The sequence below is a fragment of the Jingyaoa shaoxingensis genome (genome assembly GCF_014385005.1).
Lineage (GTDB): Bacteria > Bacillota > Clostridia > Lachnospirales > Lachnospiraceae > Marvinbryantia > Marvinbryantia shaoxingensis.
The window spans coordinates 205,689-219,032 of record NZ_JACRSZ010000006.1 but is presented as its reverse complement, the minus strand read 5'-3'; the positions used below and the strand labels follow the sequence as shown (position 1 = coordinate 219,032).

Genomic DNA, 13,344 nt, shown 5'->3' with positions numbered 1-13,344 from the left:
TCCTTTATGCTTCTTTAACAGTAACTTTTAAGGATGCAGTTACCTTTGGATGAAGTTTTACACCGACTTCTGTGGTGCCAAGGGCACGGATTGGATTCGGAAGCTGGATCTTCTTCTTGTCGATATCCAGATCAAACTGCTTTTTCGCTGCTTCTGCGATTTCCTTGGAGGAAACAGAACCGAAGGTCTTACCGCCTTCTCCGACCTTGATTGCCAGAATGATTTCTTTGGTTGCCAGTACTTCAGCAAATGCTTTGGCAGCATCTAACTGTTCCTGAGCAATTTTTGCCTGATTGGCTTTCTGAAGCTTTAAGTCATTTAAGTTTTTTGGAGTAGCTTCCACACCCAGTTTCTTTGGAAACAGCATATTTCTTGCATATCCGTCGCTGACATTGACGGTTTCACCCTTTTTTCCCAGGGATTTTACATCTTCTAATAAAATTACTTTCATAATAATGACTCCTCCTTTATTAAATGGCGCCTTCTGCAATCATGGCGTCCAGTGTTTCTTTTAATTTGGTCTTTGCCTCTTCGGCAGTGATTCCTGCAAGCTGAGCCCCGGCAATATTCATATGGCCACCGCCACCCAGGCGTTCCATGATGATCTGTACATTGACTTCATCAATGGATCTTGCACTGATGTAGATAATATTGTTGTAATCAGTCAGAACAAAAGAAGCTTTTACTCCAATGATATTTAATAATTCATTGGATGCCTGTGCTCCGATAATTGTAGGCATGTCCAGATTCTTGCTTGGCAGAATGCCAATGGCGTAACATTCATGATACAGTTCAGCGTTCTGAATGGCTTCCGCCCGTGCTTTATAAGCAGAGACATCGTTACGCATAATCTTACGGACGCGTGTAACATCAGCCCCGCAGCGCCGAAGATAAGCGGCAGCCTCGAAGGTACGGATACCGGTTTTTGCAAGAAAATTATTGGTATCTACGATAATTCCGGCATATACACAGTCAGCTTCAATCCGTGTCAGCTTCACGCCTTCATTAAAGTATTGAAGGATCTCTGCCACCATTTCACAGGCAGAGGAAGCGTATGGTTCCGTGTAGGAAAGTGTGGCATTGCGTATAATCTCACTGCTCTGGCGATGGTGATCCAGAACCACAATGTTTTTGGCACGCTCCAGAAGCTCCGGATATTCGGTATTGCTTGGACGGTTGGTATCTACGACAACCAGTACAGTATTATCATCCACCAGTTCATCTGCCATATGGTGATTGATAAACATGTCCGATTCATAATCCCTGTTTTCCAGGAACATATTCAGATACGGTGTAATGGAATGACTGTTGCTGTCAATCAGGATATATGCTTTTTTACCAACGCTTCTGGCTGCCCGGAAAATACCAATGGCAGCACCGAAGGTATCGATATCGGTAATCTTATGTCCCATAATGACAACATCATCTTTGGCATTGATAATCTCCAGAAGAGCCTGAGCTTTGACACGGGCCCTGACACGGGTGCTCTTTTCTACCTGCTGTGATTTACCGCCATAGTAGGTAATGGAGACAGCGTCTTTTACCACGGCCTGATCCCCGCCACGTCCCAGGGCGAGGTCGATAGCTGCATGGGCAAAAGAATAGTTTTCTTGATAATTCTTACCATCAGTACCGATGCCGATACTTAAGGTAATATTCATTTCATTTCCGACATTGACGGTCTTAATATCCTCCAGCAGCGAAAAACGACTGTCCTGCATACTGGTCAGATATTTCTGCTGGATAATGATAAAGTATTTGTCTTTTTCCAGCTTTTTGGTAATACCCTGATGATTACTGATGTATTTGTCAATTTTACGGTCAATCAGTGCCAGAAGAAGAGACTTGCGCACGTCATCCATACTGTCAAGAACTTCATCATAATTGTCGATATAGATCAGTCCGGTAACCAGCTTCTGTTCTTCGTTCAGGCGCATATACTTCATCAGTTCCGTATCATCGAACATATATACGGTATAGAGGTAACACTGATCATCCGGAACGACCAGAAGGTCAGACGAGGACTGCCATTCATCAATGTGAACCCGCTTTACCTGAACCCGGAAATTGTGTCCGGCAATGGCGGTTTCCAGTTCCGTTGTCTCTTTTTCATGAGGAAGCTGGGACAGACACAGATCAGGAATCAGCGTGGTGATGACCTGATGATACCGGTTGTTTTTCCTAAACAGGGCCTGCATTTCATGATTCATCCATATTGTCTTGCCGTCTACATCCAGCAGTCCGTAAGGAATACTGAAATCTTCCAGCATCTGGCGCTGTACCTGCCCGTATTCTGCGGCAAAAGACACCAGTTCCTTCATAACAGATGGTCTGTACACGAAAAAAAGTGCGATCATGACAATGAGGTAAATACAGGTAAACAAAAGGGCAATCAGTCCGGCATGTCTGTCACATACAAATATGGCCACATCCATAATCAACAGCAGGACTACAACAAAAATAGGCCATTCTAGGTAGGATTTTAATTTGCCTCCCCAGGACACCTGATGTTTCATAATATCACTCCTATCGTTCATAATGAATGAGTATAGCACAGTTTCAGATATTTTTCCAGCACAGGAAACGGGCAGGGACCGATTTCCAGAACATAGCGGTGAAAGCCGGATAGAGTGAACTGATCAGGCCACTGGCTGCGGCAGTAATTCTGCAGATCCAGAAAAGAGAGGTATCCCAGATAGTATTTCAGATAATTAGCAGGAGATTCCAGAACTGCGTCATAGAGCGCGTCTGCCGCCTGGGTGGAAGTTACCCCAAGCCTGGAAAAGAACGTGTGTATTTCTTCCCGTCCCAACCCCCTGTAATGTACCAGAATATCGGTCAGAGAAGAAAGACCCAGCATCATGGAGCGCTGTTTCTGTTCCAGAGAAACAGAAGCTATGCAGTCTGCGGGCAGGCTTTCTGAAGCATAACCGTAACTCATCATTTCCACATAGGTAGCCCATCCTTCTGTATAGCCGCCAAAGGAGAGCAGACTGCGGAGAGGGGAAAGGACAGAACCGGAATACAGATTCTGATAAAGGTGTCCGGGATATCCTTCGTGTGCCAGTGTGGTATAAAGTTCCAGTCCGTTGTAATTTGCAGCCGGATTGAGATAGATGACATTGTTATTCAGATCATCTACTGGTGCAGTAAGATAAAAAGCAGGACTTAAGTAACCGGAAAGGGACTCATCCACATATTTTAAAGTACAGGAGGTCGAGGGTGGCTGTGGAAAATCTTCTGTCATTTTCTGACGGAGGTCAGACAGAATTTCTTTGGGATCTTCCGGAAACGATATGGAAGAAACCGGTGTAGAATGCAGGCTTTTTTTCAGAAGCGCACGACAGTCGGCAGCATCGGCCAGCAACTGTTTCTGAATTCTGTTCTGTATGGAATCTACGGACAGGGAAGAGCCGGTGGAGGCCCGCACCAGATATTCATAATAGGAGCGTCCCTGCGGAAGGCAGCACAGCCCTTTCTGATTCTGACAGAACTGTTTCAGATTTTCCAGCCCGCGGATAAGAAGCTGGTAGGCAGGAAAAACATGATGGGTAACCAGATCGAGATTTTGCTGTATAAGATCCTTTTTTTCGGATTCTGTCAGGAAGTCAGCTTCACCTGTTTTATGGTTAAAGACGGTTACCAGAAGATGAAGAGAAGGATCTTTTTCAATAAAAGTGCTGCATTGATGAATAATGTCATCTGCACAGGAATCTGGCATAAACAGTCCGGCGGCAGCTTTTTGCCGTTCATAGGAGAGAAGGCTGGAAAAATACTGATCTGTAGTAGATAACAGCTGGAGATAGGTATGTATATCATCAATATTCTCGAAACGGTATTCACAGAGCAGAACCGGAAGCTGTGCCTGAATGCCAATGGTGGCACCGAGAGGCTCTGCATAAAGAGAAAAATTCTGGGCAGAAAGGTCCTGATTTAAGAGATACAGCAGTATATCATAGGTGATCTGATCAGAAAGTGGCAGGCAGGATGGATCCAGATCTGTGAGCTGCTGCAGATAGTCTGCTGCAGTAGAAACATCAGAAGTGGTGGCATTGTAACGTACCGGAATGTCGGAAATACCGTATACCTGTGGATCACGCAGAGTATAATGAAGTGTCAGGGTACTGGATGTAACTTCTTCCTGAAAAAAACGGTCAGTCAGTGCCTGAAAAGAATGTACAGTACGCACATCTGTAAGTTTGAGGAACAGGAAAATCAGGGAAAAAGTAACAGTGGAAAAGAGCAGAAAGATACAGGATTTTTTAACAGACATAACAATGCTCCTGCATTTTTTAAAATTATATGAAAATAAAAAGTGAAATATACTTGCAATAAGTATGATAACATGCTATAGTAAATGTGTTCATCGGAAATACGTTCTGTATTTCCGGAAGGGATCCGGCAATTCTGCCAACTATTCCTTATCTAATTTTAATTAATTGAAAAGGGGGAATGTGCATGATTGTGTAATCGTGTGTTTTTTGCGCACAAAAATCAATGCTGTTCAGTTCTTTTACAGGAATGCTGCAGGTTCTGGACAGACCTGGTGAATCTGAGAATCAGGAGAAAGGACGGGCATATGAAAAAATTAGCTGCCTTTATGCTGGCGCTGTTGATAACGGGAGCCAGCACCGGAGCAGTATTTGCCTATCTGACATCACAGGATAGTGTGAACAATAACATCACAGCGGCAAATACCGACATCCATATTACGGAAAAATTTGATCCGCCGGAAGAATTAATTCCCGGAACGGTAATTCCCAAAACGGTTGCAGTGACCAGCAGTTCTACTACGGACTGTTATGTCAGAGTAATGGTACATTTTTCCAGCATGGAAGCTGAGAAATTCTGCGAATCATTGCAGATTCAGCAGGGATGGACCAAAGGGAGTGACGGATATTATTACTGGAATAACAAAGTAAAACCACAGGAGACGACAGGAACGCTGTTTTCACAGATAATGATCCGAAAGGATGCAGCAGAAGAAGATCTGGAGAGTTTTGATGTACTGGTATATGCAGAAGCAGTAGCCTGTGGAGAAGACAGTATGGAAGATGCATGGGAAAAAGTAAATATATGAGTTTTATGTGATGACAGAAAGGAAAATATATGAAGAAAAATAAAGTAAAAAAGATGGGCAGAAAAACAGTTGGTATGATGGCGGCAGTTCTGTTATGTACGGCGGGAGCATATCAGACATACAGTTATTTTACAGAAAAAGAGGAAGTAACCAATGTGTTTACGGTTGGAGATTTTGATATCAGCATGAAGGAACCAGAATGGAATCCTGCGGATGGAGATGGTGTGAATATGTATCCTGGATATACGGTGTATAAGAACCCTACTGTGAAGAATATGACGGATCCGGGAATAGGGGAACAACCTTGTTATCTACAGATGCGCATGAAGATACAGAATGAAAAAGGGGAGATAATTACAGATCAGAAAACGCTTGATATGATTCGCAGGACGATTCGATATGATAAAACTTATACAGGAAAATGGGATAAAACGGGCAAAGCAGAAAAATTGCAGCAGGGCAAAATACCTGGTTATTCTGAAGGGGATATTTCAGGGATTCCAATGGTAAATCCTGACTTTCAGGAAGTGAATACAGGAAAAGCAGGGGAATATCTGTTCCAGTATAAGGGCGGCAACGGTGGAATTATGAGAGCCGGAGAGGAGACAGTGCTGTTTACGAATGTTGTGATTCCAACGAACTGGGGCAATAAAGATATGGAACAGATTGGAAGATTTCAGATTATTGTTTCTGCAGAAGCCATTCAGTCAAATGGATTCGCATCAGCCCAGGATGCTTTTGCAGCTCTGGGGCAGAGTGTAGAAGAGGGTACGGTGTATGAAGAAAGCTAAGACGCTGACAGGGATTTTTGCTGCACTTGGAATCAGTACATTTGTTTGTGCAGGAGTTCTGGGGTACTGGAAAATTACCGGAAGTACCGGGAACATTCTGACAATGTCTTCGTTTAAAAATCAGATAGAAGAAGAATATCACGCCCCGGCTCATGTTGATCCGGGACAGACAGTAGACAAGGTTGTCAATGTAAAAAATACCGGGACGGCTGACAGTATGGTTCGTGTCAGAATAAAAAAGATGTTTGGAGAAACCAGAGAAGACGGAACATTTGTGCCAGATGACAGTCTGGATCCGGATATGATTCAGATTCGGTGTAATACCGGTGCATGGCTGTATCGTGATGACGGATATTATTATTACAAAGGTATTCTGAAAGCGGGTACAGGAACCAGAGAGCCACTTTTTCGAAGTTATACATTAAGCAGGAAGGCAGACAATGCATACCGGAAAAAAGAGGCACGTATTGTGGTGGCAATTGAGTCTGTTCAGGCACAGGATGACTTGGGGGATATCTGGAAAATCAGTGATAAAGAACTTGGAATCAGCAGACCGCATAACTATCAGAATATCAGCACAGAAGTGATTTATCTGGGACGTAAAGACGGATTTCAGATGTCAGAAAAAGATACGGATCTGTTTGCATCTTTTAAAAATCTGACGCCTGGATGTGCCAGAACGCAGAAGATTTTACTTGAAAATCGATCAGAAGAAGAGATACAGCTGTATCTCCGGGCAGAGAATACGGCGCAGAGGTCAGCAAATAACCGGACGGACAAACTGGTAAAGGAGCTTCTGGAAAAATATGCAGTAATTGAAATTACAGGGGATCAGGGACAGTTATATTGTGGACCGGTATCAGGTAATCTGTCCGGGAAAAGTAACAGTATGCGGGAAGATATTTGTCTTGGAACCTTTAAGGCAAAAGAAAGTCGTAAGCTGCAGGTAAAACTGGCGTTATCAGATGAGATGGATAACCAGTTAAACGAACTGACCGGCAAAGTACGCTGGGTATTCACTGCAAGAGGAGACGACGGGAAGACGACGGCTTCCGGAAGTGTAGTTCAGACCGGAGACCGGACTGCACTTGGAATGTGGATTGCGCTGTTAGGATTCAGTGTACTGTTTCTGATCGGTGCTTTTGCACTGGAGCGAAGCTACAGCAGGAGGGATTAGTATGAAACTGATCAAAGGGATACTGGATTTGCTTATGGCAGTGTTTATTTTTACAGGCATATTACTTTCTGTACCCAGATTGTGGGGATTCCAGATCTATGCTGTCACAAGCGGCAGTATGGAACCGAAAATACGAACAGGAGATGTGATATATGTAAAACAGGTGCCGTTTCAGAGCCTGGAACCGGGAGATGTCATAACATTTTCCATGAATCAGGGGAGAACCGTAGTGACACACAGAGTTGAAAAGATAGATGTGAAAAATGGACTGCTGCAGACAAAAGGTGATGCCAACAAAGAGACAGATCCAACCTGGATCAGCGGGGATACTGTTCGTGGGGAGGTGCAGTACATGGTGCCACGATTGGGATATGTGGCTATGATGGCAGCTACTTTAAGTGGCAAGCTGTTTTTAATGGCAGTTTTCCTGTGGATGGTAGCGGCGCAGATCGTAGTATCCAGAGTTCATATGATTTATTTCAGCCGGAGAAGACTGCCATTTTCTTAGAAATGCAACAGAAGGGAGATATATGTTTAGCAAAGAAAAGAAAGGAAGAATCGTTTTGGGAATGATGGCAGGTGCAGTAGTATTTACTGCATCTGCTGCAACAACGGGAGCATATCTGAAACAGACCACAGAGGGACTGAAAAATGTACTGGCTTCCGGTGATGTGACAGTAGAAGTAGAGGAACCAGGATGGCGGGAAAAATCAGGGGACTCCCTATTACCCGGGGAGAGCAGAACGAAAAATCCTCTGGTAAAAAATATGGGATCGTTGGATGCGTGGGTGTTTCTGGAAGTCCGTATTCCTGTCCGTAAGATCTCACTTGTGAATGAAAGCACGAAAAGAAAACAGCCAGAGAAAGAGACAGAATTATTCCGGTTTCAGACGAATTCAGGGTGGGAATTAATAGAAAAAACCAGGACAGGAAATGATATGTGCTATGTTTATGGCTGGAAAAAGACAGTGGCTCCATCGCAAAAGACAGATGCATTGTTTGACAGTATTACGATGGCACCATATCTGGAAGGCAGTCTGGATGAGAAAGTAGTACAGCAGATCCGAGTGACGGCAAAAGCAGTGCAGAAGAATATTGCATCTGCAGGAACAGGATTAAAAGAACTTTATCAGATCTGTCTGAGCAGCCAGGAATAGCAGGAAAGGAGGAAAATATGAGAAAGAGAAAACTATTTCAAAAGCTTGGAATCAGTTGCCTGGCAGCGGTAATGGCAATTACTTCGGCTGCTTCAGCAGCAGAAGTGATGACAGAAATCAAAGAGACGGAAATAACTTTGAACTCAGATGCAGAATCGGATACAGAAGCGGAAAAATCGGCTGCTGAAACCGGAGAAAAAGCGGGCGATGAAGAAAGTGAAACGGAAGAAACGGAGAAACTTACTGAACCGGGAGAATGGAAAAGTACAGATGCAACAGAAGAGACAGAGGAGGTACTGACAGAAAGAATCACAGAACAGGTAACAGAAAAACAGTCCGAAATGTTATCGACAGAGGAGGATGAGAATAGTTCAGAAAAGGTATCAGAAAAAGTATCTGAGGAAATATCAGAAAAAGTACCTGAAACAAACTCTGAAGAAGTAACGGAAAAGCTGACAGAAAGTATATCAGATACAGAGCAGGAAAAAGACAGCGAGCCAACATCCGGAACGGTCTCTGAAGAAGAGACAGATCAGGAGCCGGATACGGAGCATGGCATAGGAGTTTTGACGGCAGCGTCTGAAGATATGGATATGACGATTCTTGCGCCGGATGACAGTGCCTTCCCGGATGGGGCAGAGATTATTCTTTATGCCGGAAAAGAGCTGGAGAAACTATATGGAACGGACGGTGAAAGATGGGAATATGAGGAGTTTCTTGAGTATATGAAGACCTGCTGGCAGGAAGAAATCCAGAAGGAATACAGTGAAGAAACCGGAAATTCAGAATTGGTAAGATCCATACAGTATCTGTATCCGTATTATTTCAAAATTGTGGACAAAACAGGGGCAGATCTGGAACTTACCAAAGATGTACAAGTATATATAAACATCTATGATCCTGAGGCTGTTAAACAGGAAAAGTCCGGTCAATATTTGAGTAAAGTTGGTTATCATGAATCAGGAAGAGTCAGGACAAATAGTCATAGTGAAGTATACTGCAACACAGATAAGAAATGTCTTGCTGTGGATACCGGAGCAGAAAAATGTGGATTGTATTCACTGGTTCAGATGGAGGAAAAGAGACTCTGTCTTTGTGACAGTACAGCAGAGAATGAACTTTCTCATGCATGGAACTGTCCGGTATTTTATAAAGCACTTGAAAAAGTGTGTGACTGTGGAAGCGGAGCAGAGGCAGTTACGAAGCATGCAGTATCCTGCAATGGTGTATGGAAAGCGTTTCAGGCTGCATGCAGCGAATGCGAAGCCGGAAAAGAAGAAAGAGGAGTACTTCATGATGATTGTGAAGTGGTGGTAAGAATTCACAGAGAACTGTGTGAATGTGAAGAAAATGAAATGAATCTGGAAAAAGCAGTGGAAATGCATGATGAAGGAAGTGCGTTTGTCCAATATGTGATGAAACTTGCAGATTATCTGAACAGTCAGATAGAAATGATTGTATCGGATAAAGGGCAGATTGCAACTGAGGATATCACCCGCGTCTCAGGATGGAGTAATGGAAGCAATGCTTCCACCGATTATCTTTCTGTTAAATTTTATGATGGAAAGTCAACGATGGAGATGCTTGGCGGCGAAACTGTAGCAGGCAAATGGATTCAGGGGAGTATAGCAAAGAAAAGCTATCTGTACTGGCTTCCATTGCAGTCAAACCTGACTGACAGATCCAGTCACGGAGCAAGGTATAATAACGTAATTTACGATTATAAAACTGGCAAATGGTATGATATGAAATTTGTAATTCAGTCGTATCAGGAAACAACATTAGCACAAAGTGGGAAAACGGTATATCCATTTGCAGGATTCTGCAAAAACAAATTACAATTTGGCTTTGACCGCCAGGGACCAATGGTGATACGCTGTAAGATTCTGGAATCCGGAACTTCAACAGAAGCAAAAGTCAAGATAAAGCTTCCTGTATGGGATATCGATAACGCACAGTTTGTGGGAATAAAACAGAATAATGGCTCAATGGATCACCGTTATTATTATACAGGAGCAGAGGAATGGCTCAGAGCCAAAAACGGAGTGTCCATTGCCGGAGTTTCAGGTTTTTCCTATGTGGAAGGAAAATTTGGAACATCAGCCCAGATTCTTTCAACACCTGCGGCCTGTGCAGTGTGGGAAATGACAACATCGGATTTTTCTTTTGCATTTGGCTATTATAATAATGCAACAACATCAGAAGCGACCAGATGGGACAGATTCTATCCACTTTTTACGAATACCACCATTGGAGATGGAAGCTATGGAACGAATGAACTGTATGGAGTTGTCAGTATCTATAGTCAGGACAGCGCGCCACCTGCGCTTCAGGATCCGGTAAAAGAGGTATCTGCGGATAATCAAACGTGGGATAAAAAGCTGAATCTTTCCAGTATAACGGGAGAGTATTATTATGCAATTGAATATACTGTTCTGGATACCATACCGGCATACAAATTTTCATCCCTGGTACTGTCTGACACACTCCCGGCAGGAGCAGATTATGTCGATGGATTGACAGTAACGAGAGTAGAAGATGGCAAGAATAAAACAAACTGGTTTACAGCAGACACAGAGGATGACAAGATTCAGCTGACTGCAACTGCAACGGCACTGTCCTCCAATGATTTTTATGGGTATACATACAGGGTTGCTTTTAAAGTAAAAATGGATCCAACAGAAATGGATCCTGTTTATCAGACATCATCGGGCTGTGACGTTTATACGGTCAATAATGAGGCTAATGTTACAGTAAAGAGAGGAAGTGCAGTATCCGGCAAAGATACCAATACGGTAACCACAACGGCGTTTGGAAGACTTCCTGTTATAACGGTTTTAAAAAAGAATGAGAGAAAAGAACTTCTGGAAGGAGCAGTATATCAGGTAACTGCCAAAGACAATATTACTTCTCTGGCAGGAAAAATCATCTATAAGGCTGGAAAAGTAGTAGATACCATAACAACAGGAAAAGATGGAAAAGCAGTTTCTGAAAAGCTTCATCCGGGAAATTATACCGTAACAGAAGTAAAGGCACCATTAGGGTATGCATTAAATAAGACAGCAAAAGATGTAAAGGTAAGCTACCTTGCGCAAGGTGAACAGACAGATGGCGTCGAAATATCTGTTATAAATAAGCGGCTGTACAGTACCATCAGTGTAACAAAGGAGATTGATGCTGCGGATATTGTCTGGGCACATGGGAATCCGATATTTACTTTTAAAGTAGAAGGAAGAGATGTTCTTGGAAACAAACATATATATTACGATACTGTGGAATTCACAAACGAAAATATTGGATCAGGAACCAGGGCAGCAATGACAGTAAGCTTTCAGGTATTGTCAGGGACTTATACCATATCAGAAGAAAGAACAGCAAGATATCAGCTGGACTCCATTTATAATGTGGTAAATGGTTCCGTATCCGGGGAGACCGCGGTTATGCATGTACAAGGAAGCCAGACAGATACGACAGGCCCGAGTGGAGAAGCAACATTCTATAACCGAAAAACGACAGATGAAGGCCAAAGTCATACAACATTTGTGAGAAACAGCATAAAAAAATAAATGAACAGAAAAAGAAAATAAAAAGCATTGTGAAAGTGCATAAAAAATGGATAACAAAATCGTGAATAATATACGAAAAACAAAAAGCAGAGCAAAAAGTACTTGCGAATGAACTGTGATTATGCTATTGTGAATTCAGAAACCGGAAACGTTACCGATAACGTTTCCAAAAAAGAGACGACATAAAAAGAAAAGGAGAAGAAACATGAAAAAATTAACAAAAGTAGCAGTATCAGCAGCAATTATGGCAAGTGCATTTGCAATGTCAGCCAGCGCAGATGGCGGAAAAGTATATTATCTGAACTTTGCTCCGGAAGTAGCAGACCAGTGGGAAGCACTTGCTGAGAAGTATTCAGAAGAAACAGGAACAGAAGTACAGGTTGTCACAGCAGCATCCGGAACATATGAATCTACATTGAAATCAGAAATGGATAAAAGCGAAGCACCGACACTGTTTCAGGTAAATGGACCGGTTGGTCTTGCTGCATGGAAAGATTATTGCTATGACCTGAAAGATACAGATGTATATAAGAATCTTGCAAGTGATGACTTTGCACTGGTTAACGAAGATGGATCCGTATCAGGTATTGCATATAAGATCGAGACATACGGATTGATTTATAATAAGTCCTTACTGAATGACTATTTTGAAACAGATGGCGCTGTAGTAACATCTGTTGATGAAATCAACAACTTTGATACATTAAAAGCAGTTGTAGAAGATATTACAGCAAAGAAAGATGATCTGGGTATTGAAGGTGCATTTACATCTGCAGGTATGGATTCTTCTTCCGACTGGAGATTCAAGACTCATCTGGCAAACATTCCGATCTACTATGAATATAAAGCAGACGGCATTACATCCACAGATGCGATTAAAGGAACATATCTTGACAATTACAAGAATATTTGGGATCTGTACATCAACAATGCAACCTGTGAACCAAGTATGATTTCCAGCAAGACAGCAGAAGATGCACGTGCAGAATTTGCTCTTGGTGAAGCAGTATTCTATCAGAATGGTACATGGGAAACCAGTGGTATCCTGGAAGAAGGAGATCTGACAGAAGATGACCTTGGTATGCTTCCAATTTACATCGGAGTTGAAGGAGAAGAAAATCAGGGACTTTGTACAGGATCTGAAAACTACTGGTGTGTAAATGCAAAAGCATCTGAAGAAGATATTCAGGCTACAGTTGATTTCCTGACATGGTGTATTACAAGTGATGAAGGAAGAACAGCAATCAGTAAAGATATGGGATTTGCAACACCATTCACCACTTTCGGTGATGACTATGCAGCAGACAACGTTCTGGTAAATGAAGCAGCAAAATATGTAGAGGATGGAAAGACACCTGTAACATGGTGCTTCACTACCATGCCATCTGAAAACTGGAAAAATGGTGTTGGAAGTGCACTTCTTGAGTACGCTCAGGGAACCGGCGAATGGGACAGCGTTGTAACAGCATTCGTTGACGGATGGGCTACAGAATATGCAGCAGCAAATGCAGAATAATTTGTAACTGATAAAGGCAGAAAATAAACAGTAGAATTAAAAAAGGGTGAGCGATGC

General features: G+C 42.6%; 10 protein-coding genes. 7 read left to right on the top strand and 3 right to left on the bottom strand.

Annotation, left to right across the window (positions count from 1 at the left end; genetic code table 11):
* Positions 1 to 4: 4 nt before the first annotated feature.
* The 3 genes from rplI to H8716_RS07800 are packed head-to-tail and all read right to left on the bottom strand — an operon-like array spanning position 5 to position 4,273.
* Positions 5 to 451 (bottom strand): 50S ribosomal protein L9, encoded by a 447-nt coding sequence (rplI, locus tag H8716_RS07810; RefSeq protein ID WP_249308009.1) that lies wholly within the window; start codon positions 449 to 451, stop codon positions 5 to 7.
* Positions 452 to 470: 19 nt separating this feature from the next.
* Positions 471 to 2,516 (bottom strand): DHH family phosphoesterase, encoded by a 2,046-nt coding sequence (locus tag H8716_RS07805; protein WP_249308008.1) that lies wholly within the window; start codon positions 2,514 to 2,516, stop codon positions 471 to 473.
* Between the two features lie 17 nt (positions 2,517 to 2,533).
* Positions 2,534 to 4,273 carry a DUF885 domain-containing protein gene (locus tag H8716_RS07800; RefSeq protein ID WP_249308007.1) on the bottom strand — a complete coding sequence of 580 codons (1,740 nt, stop codon included), beginning with the start codon at positions 4,271 to 4,273 and terminating at the stop codon, positions 2,534 to 2,536.
* 306 nt (positions 4,274 to 4,579) lie between these two features.
* Between H8716_RS07800 and H8716_RS07795 the strand changes: the two genes are divergently transcribed.
* The 7 genes from H8716_RS07795 (at position 4,580) to H8716_RS07765 (ending at position 13,287) form a co-directional block, all read left to right on the top strand.
* Complete coding sequence (locus H8716_RS07795) at positions 4,580 to 5,080, top strand: hypothetical protein (protein ID WP_249308006.1); 501 nt, start codon at positions 4,580 to 4,582, stop codon at positions 5,078 to 5,080.
* 29 nt (positions 5,081 to 5,109) lie between these two features.
* The gene (locus tag H8716_RS07790) at positions 5,110 to 5,871 is read left to right on the top strand and encodes a SipW-dependent-type signal peptide-containing protein (protein WP_249308005.1); all 762 of its coding nucleotides are present in this window, start codon (positions 5,110 to 5,112) and stop codon (positions 5,869 to 5,871) included.
* A complete protein-coding gene (locus H8716_RS07785) occupies positions 5,858 to 7,048 on the top strand; it encodes a hypothetical protein (protein ID WP_249308004.1) in 1,191 nt (396 codons plus the stop codon). Before H8716_RS07790 ends, H8716_RS07785 begins: the two co-directional genes overlap by 14 nt.
* Position 7,049: 1 nt before the next feature.
* Positions 7,050 to 7,556: a signal peptidase I gene (locus H8716_RS07780; protein ID WP_249308003.1), complete on the top strand. Its 507-nt coding sequence runs from the start codon at positions 7,050 to 7,052 to the stop codon at positions 7,554 to 7,556.
* A gap of 22 nt (positions 7,557 to 7,578) precedes the next feature.
* Entirely contained in the window at positions 7,579 to 8,205 is a 627-nt protein-coding gene (locus tag H8716_RS07775; RefSeq protein WP_249308002.1) for a hypothetical protein, read from the top strand.
* 17 nt (positions 8,206 to 8,222) lie between these two features.
* The gene (locus H8716_RS07770; RefSeq protein ID WP_249308001.1) at positions 8,223 to 11,771 is read left to right on the top strand and encodes a SpaA isopeptide-forming pilin-related protein; all 3,549 of its coding nucleotides are present in this window, start codon (positions 8,223 to 8,225) and stop codon (positions 11,769 to 11,771) included.
* A gap of 244 nt (positions 11,772 to 12,015) precedes the next feature.
* Positions 12,016 to 13,287 (top strand): ABC transporter substrate-binding protein, encoded by a 1,272-nt coding sequence (locus H8716_RS07765; protein ID WP_249308029.1) that lies wholly within the window; start codon positions 12,016 to 12,018, stop codon positions 13,285 to 13,287.
* Positions 13,288 to 13,344 lie beyond the last annotated feature (57 nt).

Excerpts from the sequence above, each read along its gene's own strand:
- rplI (WP_249308009.1), bottom strand. The coding sequence starts at position 451 with ATGAAAGTAATTTTATTAGAAGATGTAAAATCCCTGGGAAAAAAGGGT.
- H8716_RS07805 (WP_249308008.1), bottom strand. The coding sequence starts at position 2,516 with ATGAAACATCAGGTGTCCTGGGGAGGCAAATTAAAATCCTACCTAGAA.
- H8716_RS07800 (WP_249308007.1), bottom strand. The coding sequence starts at position 4,273 with ATGTCTGTTAAAAAATCCTGTATCTTTCTGCTCTTTTCCACTGTTACT.
- H8716_RS07795 (WP_249308006.1), top strand. The coding sequence starts at position 4,580 with ATGAAAAAATTAGCTGCCTTTATGCTGGCGCTGTTGATAACGGGAGCC.
- H8716_RS07790 (WP_249308005.1), top strand. The coding sequence starts at position 5,110 with ATGAAGAAAAATAAAGTAAAAAAGATGGGCAGAAAAACAGTTGGTATG.
- H8716_RS07785 (WP_249308004.1), top strand. The coding sequence starts at position 5,858 with ATGAAGAAAGCTAAGACGCTGACAGGGATTTTTGCTGCACTTGGAATC.
- H8716_RS07780 (WP_249308003.1), top strand. The coding sequence starts at position 7,050 with ATGAAACTGATCAAAGGGATACTGGATTTGCTTATGGCAGTGTTTATT.
- H8716_RS07775 (WP_249308002.1), top strand. The coding sequence starts at position 7,579 with ATGTTTAGCAAAGAAAAGAAAGGAAGAATCGTTTTGGGAATGATGGCA.
- H8716_RS07770 (WP_249308001.1), top strand. The coding sequence starts at position 8,223 with ATGAGAAAGAGAAAACTATTTCAAAAGCTTGGAATCAGTTGCCTGGCA.
- H8716_RS07765 (WP_249308029.1), top strand. The coding sequence starts at position 12,016 with ATGGCAAGTGCATTTGCAATGTCAGCCAGCGCAGATGGCGGAAAAGTA.